The 4,217-nt window shown below is 60.3% G+C and carries 10 protein-coding genes; all 10 read right to left on the minus strand.

The genetic code is table 11. From position 1 onward, the window contains the following. Nucleotides 1-19: 19 nt before the first annotated feature. Nucleotides 20-553, minus strand: coding sequence for a GIY-YIG nuclease family protein (locus GYA94_RS20560; protein WP_161892979.1), 534 nt, complete (start codon nt 551-553; stop codon nt 20-22). A gap of 92 nt (nt 554-645) precedes the next feature. Beyond that, complete coding sequence (locus GYA94_RS20565) at nt 646-1,191, minus strand: hypothetical protein (protein WP_161892980.1); 546 nt, start codon at nt 1,189-1,191, stop codon at nt 646-648. Beyond that, nucleotides 1,188-1,310, minus strand: a complete 123-nt coding sequence (locus tag GYA94_RS28305; protein ID WP_255326966.1) for a hypothetical protein — start codon at nt 1,308-1,310, stop codon at nt 1,188-1,190. The genes GYA94_RS20565 and GYA94_RS28305 overlap by 4 nt, the downstream gene beginning before the upstream one ends. Further along, the gene (locus tag GYA94_RS20570) at nt 1,307-1,909 is read right to left on the minus strand and encodes a recombination protein NinG (RefSeq protein ID WP_174824196.1); all 603 of its coding nucleotides are present in this window, start codon (nt 1,907-1,909) and stop codon (nt 1,307-1,309) included. Before GYA94_RS20570 ends, GYA94_RS28305 begins: the two co-directional genes overlap by 4 nt. Continuing rightward, nucleotides 1,909-2,157 carry a hypothetical protein gene (locus GYA94_RS20575; RefSeq protein ID WP_161892981.1) on the minus strand — a complete coding sequence of 83 codons (249 nt, stop codon included), beginning with the start codon at nt 2,155-2,157 and terminating at the stop codon, nt 1,909-1,911. The genes GYA94_RS20570 and GYA94_RS20575 overlap by 1 nt, the downstream gene beginning before the upstream one ends. Beyond that, nucleotides 2,154-2,720 (minus strand): NUMOD4 motif-containing HNH endonuclease, encoded by a 567-nt coding sequence (locus tag GYA94_RS20580; protein WP_161892982.1) that lies wholly within the window; start codon nt 2,718-2,720, stop codon nt 2,154-2,156. The genes GYA94_RS20575 and GYA94_RS20580 overlap by 4 nt, the downstream gene beginning before the upstream one ends. Then, entirely contained in the window at nt 2,717-3,220 is a 504-nt protein-coding gene (locus tag GYA94_RS20585) for a recombination protein NinB (protein WP_161892983.1), read from the minus strand. The genes GYA94_RS20580 and GYA94_RS20585 overlap by 4 nt, the downstream gene beginning before the upstream one ends. Continuing rightward, the gene (locus GYA94_RS28310; RefSeq protein WP_255326967.1) at nt 3,220-3,348 is read right to left on the minus strand and encodes a hypothetical protein; all 129 of its coding nucleotides are present in this window, start codon (nt 3,346-3,348) and stop codon (nt 3,220-3,222) included. The genes GYA94_RS20585 and GYA94_RS28310 overlap by 1 nt, the downstream gene beginning before the upstream one ends. Beyond that, a complete protein-coding gene (locus GYA94_RS20590) occupies nt 3,345-3,569 on the minus strand; it encodes a hypothetical protein (protein ID WP_069016426.1) in 225 nt (74 codons plus the stop codon). The genes GYA94_RS28310 and GYA94_RS20590 overlap by 4 nt, the downstream gene beginning before the upstream one ends. Next, nucleotides 3,566-4,217, minus strand: a 652-nt coding sequence (locus tag GYA94_RS28315; RefSeq protein ID WP_255326968.1) for a phiTE_015 family protein, incomplete at its 5' end; no start/stop codon positions are given. The genes GYA94_RS20590 and GYA94_RS28315, both read right to left, overlap by 4 nt.

Here is a 4,217-nt window from a genome sequence, read left to right on the forward strand (position 1 = left end):
GCACTTGGCTGGGCTTTGCTTACGCTCTGATCGTTAATCCTGGTCGTTTGCGGCGCTGCGCTACTCCCCTGCCATCCCATGGGTGGCCGGCGTCGCTCCACTCACTGATGACCGACTCAACCTTGAGCCTCATGCGGGTGTGACGGCATTTCTGGAGCTTCTCGCACAACGCCTTGACTGGCTCGGCCTTGAACCACTCTCCACGCACATGATGCGCCTGCATCTCCAGATGGAGAATGGATTCGACCTTGACGCCACCTTCAAGCACGCAGTGCACCAGCAACTCTCGCGCCGACCCTACCTGCATGTTGACCAAGCGAGCGCTCAGGTCTGTGGCATAGCCGATCTTGACGAACTCGTCTCCGGCAGCGCCAATGATGTAGACGACTTTCATGCCAGCCCAGGCGGAATCAGGAGCTTTCGGCTTCGGCTGATGGCCTGCGCAGTAATGCGTGCCTTCCAATGCATCTCGGAGGCAGCGTGACCGTTGGCAAATGTTGTAGCTGGGGAGACTGGACGTCTCGATGAAGGGGAAGCGATGGATCTGGGTCATGATATCTCCAGACCATCCTGTGACCGTTGCCGCCATCATCAGGCGCAGGAATCACAGGATGGACGTATATTGGCTCAATGGCTCAATCGCAGTCAAGCGACATTTGCCACCAAAAGGCCTTCATGGTCGAGAATGTGCTGAGCCTCGACCAGCGCAGCGTCTATTTCGCGCTCAAGAGCCTTGCGAATGTCACGCCTCCAGCGCTCCTGCGTCTTGATGGGATGAGGCTCATCGCTCCAGTTGTCCATCTCGTACCAGGGCGCCGGCAAAACGCTGGTGCTGCGCTTGCCATCGACACCCGGAAGTTTTGGCATGGCCCAGGTCAGGATGGCGCATTGGCGAAAACGATCCGGGGCCGGCGAGCGATGGGTGCGCGTCAGTTCCTCGATGGCAGCGTGCTTGCGATCGACATGAGTCGAGTACTTTGCCACCAGGTGACGCCAGTGCGACGCGCTCAGGTTTTTGTGCAGGCGACTGAAAACCATGCAGTCGATGAGGAATGCCGCTTCCTTTCCCACGATTGCGCCTTTCTGCTTGGCGGCCTGGACCTTCGGCTCAAAGTCGCAACCGCCGGCGCTGTTGATCGTCTCGGCCGACAGGGCGCGAACGACTGCCGATACCACGTTCTGATAGCTCACTGTGCGTTCTCCTTCTTGCGGCGGGCTTGGATACTGTTGGCGCGCATAGCGCACCAGGCCGAAACGATGGCCATAGCGAGGAGCAGCACGCCGGCCGTGTCTGTGATGGTCCAGATCATGCTGCTGCCCTCCGCAGGTCTTTGAGCTTTTGCCGGTACAGGGCCTTGATGGCCTGCAGGTCTTCGATGGTCAGGCGCTGGGGCTTATGAGGCCCTTCGAGCCATTCAACCTGGTCGGCGCCGATGCGCCCCACCAGCCGGATGCGGTACTCGACTGCGTTACCCGACAGGTTCCGGTTGCACTTCACGCATTGGCGGTGCACGTTCAGCGGCTCGAACCTCAGCTCCGGGCAGGCGCCCACCGACCGGTAATGGCCAGCGTCCCAGCGGCTCCCAGTGATCAGGTCATGGTCGCTCGGCAGCGAGTCGCAGCTTATGCACGGCAGCCCAGCGTCACGCTCACGGATGTAGGCGTTGAACGCGGTCTGCGCCTCGGCCATGTGCTCGCGGCGGGTCTTCAGCTTCTCCCGGCGCTCCTGCAAGTCCTGGCGGGCCTGCTTGGTGATTGCCTTGGCCGCAACCTTCTGCAGCTTCGGATCTTTGGCCATGGCCTTGGCACAGGCGATGCTGCACACCTTTTGCGTGGTCATGGTCGGCTTGAAGGGCTTGCCGCAACCTGGTGCCTTGCACTTCTTCGGCTTTATCTCCTTGGCAAGCATCAGCGATCCTCCCGCTTCTGCCGCTGGTAGAAGCTCGTAACCACCTCGGCCAGGAACCGGCAGCCCATTTCGCTCAGCCCGCCGGCAAAGTCCGCCGCCGCACCGGCGCGCCCCGCATATTCCTGATCCAGGCGCTGAGCCACGGCGGAGCAGAACGAGCCGATGTCCTCGGCGTCCATCTCCTTCACGATCTTCTCTGCCGACAGGAACACGGTCGTTTGTGTCGTGATTCCAAGTCCGTCGCTCATGCCGCCTCCTCGCTCAACAGGTCACTGAACACCACACCCTGTGGCGCGTAGTCCCAAACCATGCGCCCAGCCGTCTTTTGCTTTTTCCTGGCCGCCGCGCAAATGCAAGGTTTGCTCACGCCCGTGTGGCGCACCGCAGATTCCAGCGAAGGGAACCACATGCCCATCCCATGCTTTGCTGACTGAACAGGAACAGCACAGTCGCTGAGCCCCGTAGCCGCCGCGTGCGCCATGTTTTCCTGATGGGTGCACCACTCCAGGTTTTCTGGATGCGGATTGCTCTTGTCTCCATCCTTGTGATTGATGCACGGCAAGTCGTCCGGGTTTGGAACAAACACCTCGGCAACCAGACGATGGATCAGGTAAGCCTTGGCCTTTCCGTCTACCTTGAGGATGATCCTCGGATAGTCATTGGACTTGGCACGCTGAATCAGGCGCTCTGGATAGCTTTTGGCAACACCGGAGCGAGTCGAGGACACATGGGCCATTCGCTTAACTCTGCCGAGTGAAGAAACCATGTAGCGCCCTGCAAGGGTTTTACTCTCCAGCCAAATCTCACTCATGCTGCCGCCTCCCACTGCTCAGGCATTTGCCCCTTCGGCTCGCTCCAGCGAACACCGCGCTCGGAGCCGAACACGTACATGCACTCGATCACATCGCCCAGTTCAGCCACAGTCATCCGTCGGGTGCTGACGCCAAGCATCACGACGCCGCCGTTGATGCCGGAGGCCATGCGCACCTCCTGGCGGGCAGCGGCAGTCATCAGGGCCTTCCAGTCCTCGCTGTCGAGCTTCTGCATGACACCGTTCACCGGCCATTCGACCTGGTGCGAGATATCGGCCAACATTGCCCAGAGCTTGGCGTTCTGCTCCAGGGTTCGGCGGGACTTGACCGGGCGGACGATGATCTCGACGGCGCCGGCCATGGAAAGCTCCGTGGCAAAGAGGTACGCCAATCGGCACACATCTCGAACACGAGCCGGGCCGGAGGACCAGAAGTGGCGAGGCTTGGTCACGGCCTCGGAGAGCTTGGTGGTGCTGTTGACGCTGATCTTGTCGGTCATCACGCCACCTCACACTCAGGCCAGATCAACTGCGCCTCACGCAGGGCACCCGCACGGTCCAGGCTCTGCTCCATCAGCACCATCTGGAAGGCCTTGGGGCCTACGATTACTGTCCATACGCGCTTCATGGGGTCACCTCCGGCATCTGCCAAAACGAACCTTTGTTGCTGACCAGCCCATCTTTTTTCAGGCGTTGCAACGCTGCCGATATCTGCTTGACGGTGAAAACTCTTCCCTTGGTCGAAAGCTGATACTGGAAGTGATGGGCGCAACCCGGCGCATCCTCCACGCAGTGCATCACGCAGTATTCGATGGTCTGCGGAGTCTCAATCCAGTGATAGCGCCTCATGGCGCCACCTTCAGGCCTTGGGCCTCGATTGCGGCGACTGTTTTGTCGTAGTCCAGGCCTTGCACGTCGCGCTTGTCGAACGTATCCGGCAAATCCACCACCACGACCTCCCGGCTGGCCCGCCATGCCTCCCAGTCCGCATCCACCATAGTGCTTTCGTAGTTTCCGCAGTTGTCCTTCCTCGTGCTGCGGCAAGTCAGATCGCACCACTCTTCGAACTGCTCGCGGCTGATGTCGCGCATCTTGTTGGTGTCCATCAGTGCTTCTCCCGAATGCGACGCGGCCCGCTGCTCGGCTACCGTGATGTACTTGCTTCCTGCTGCTTTCCACTCCCTAACCGACAGAGCGGCTCGCACTGGGATCACGTCGGCGGCAAAGCCATTGCCTGACGAGTAGCGCACGGCCTTGGCGTGCTCTTCGTGCGTTATCTCCCTGGCTGATTCGAGATCGAAGGTGTAATGCGAATCTCCGTCTGGCCTCGTCTTGTCTGCAATCACGACCCCGGAAGGCGTAACTGCAAGCACGATGTGATACGGGCAAAAGCGTTCATGCCAGAAGTCACCGGGCTTTGGATCTCGCAGGTGAAGCTCATTAATTTGGTTGTCAGGTTTGCTCACACCCCCTCCCCGGCCGGCTGCCCGGCGCGCT

This window comes from Pseudomonas juntendi, assembly GCF_009932375.1.
GTDB lineage: Bacteria > Pseudomonadota > Gammaproteobacteria > Pseudomonadales > Pseudomonadaceae > Aquipseudomonas > Aquipseudomonas juntendi.

Coding starts and splice junctions, on each gene's coding strand:
- GYA94_RS20580 (WP_161892982.1), bottom strand. CDS start 2,720: ATGAGTGAGATTTGGCTGGAGAGTAAAACCCTTGCAGGGCGCTACATG.
- GYA94_RS20585 (WP_161892983.1), bottom strand. CDS start 3,220: ATGACCGACAAGATCAGCGTCAACAGCACCACCAAGCTCTCCGAGGCC.
- GYA94_RS20570 (WP_174824196.1), bottom strand. CDS start 1,909: ATGCTTGCCAAGGAGATAAAGCCGAAGAAGTGCAAGGCACCAGGTTGC.
- GYA94_RS20590 (WP_069016426.1), bottom strand. CDS start 3,569: ATGAGGCGCTATCACTGGATTGAGACTCCGCAGACCATCGAATACTGC.
- GYA94_RS28310 (WP_255326967.1), bottom strand. CDS start 3,348: ATGAAGCGCGTATGGACAGTAATCGTAGGCCCCAAGGCCTTCCAGATG.
- GYA94_RS20575 (WP_161892981.1), bottom strand. CDS start 2,157: ATGAGCGACGGACTTGGAATCACGACACAAACGACCGTGTTCCTGTCG.
- GYA94_RS20560 (WP_161892979.1), bottom strand. CDS start 553: ATGACCCAGATCCATCGCTTCCCCTTCATCGAGACGTCCAGTCTCCCC.
- GYA94_RS28305 (WP_255326966.1), bottom strand. CDS start 1,310: ATGATCTGGACCATCACAGACACGGCCGGCGTGCTGCTCCTCGCTATG.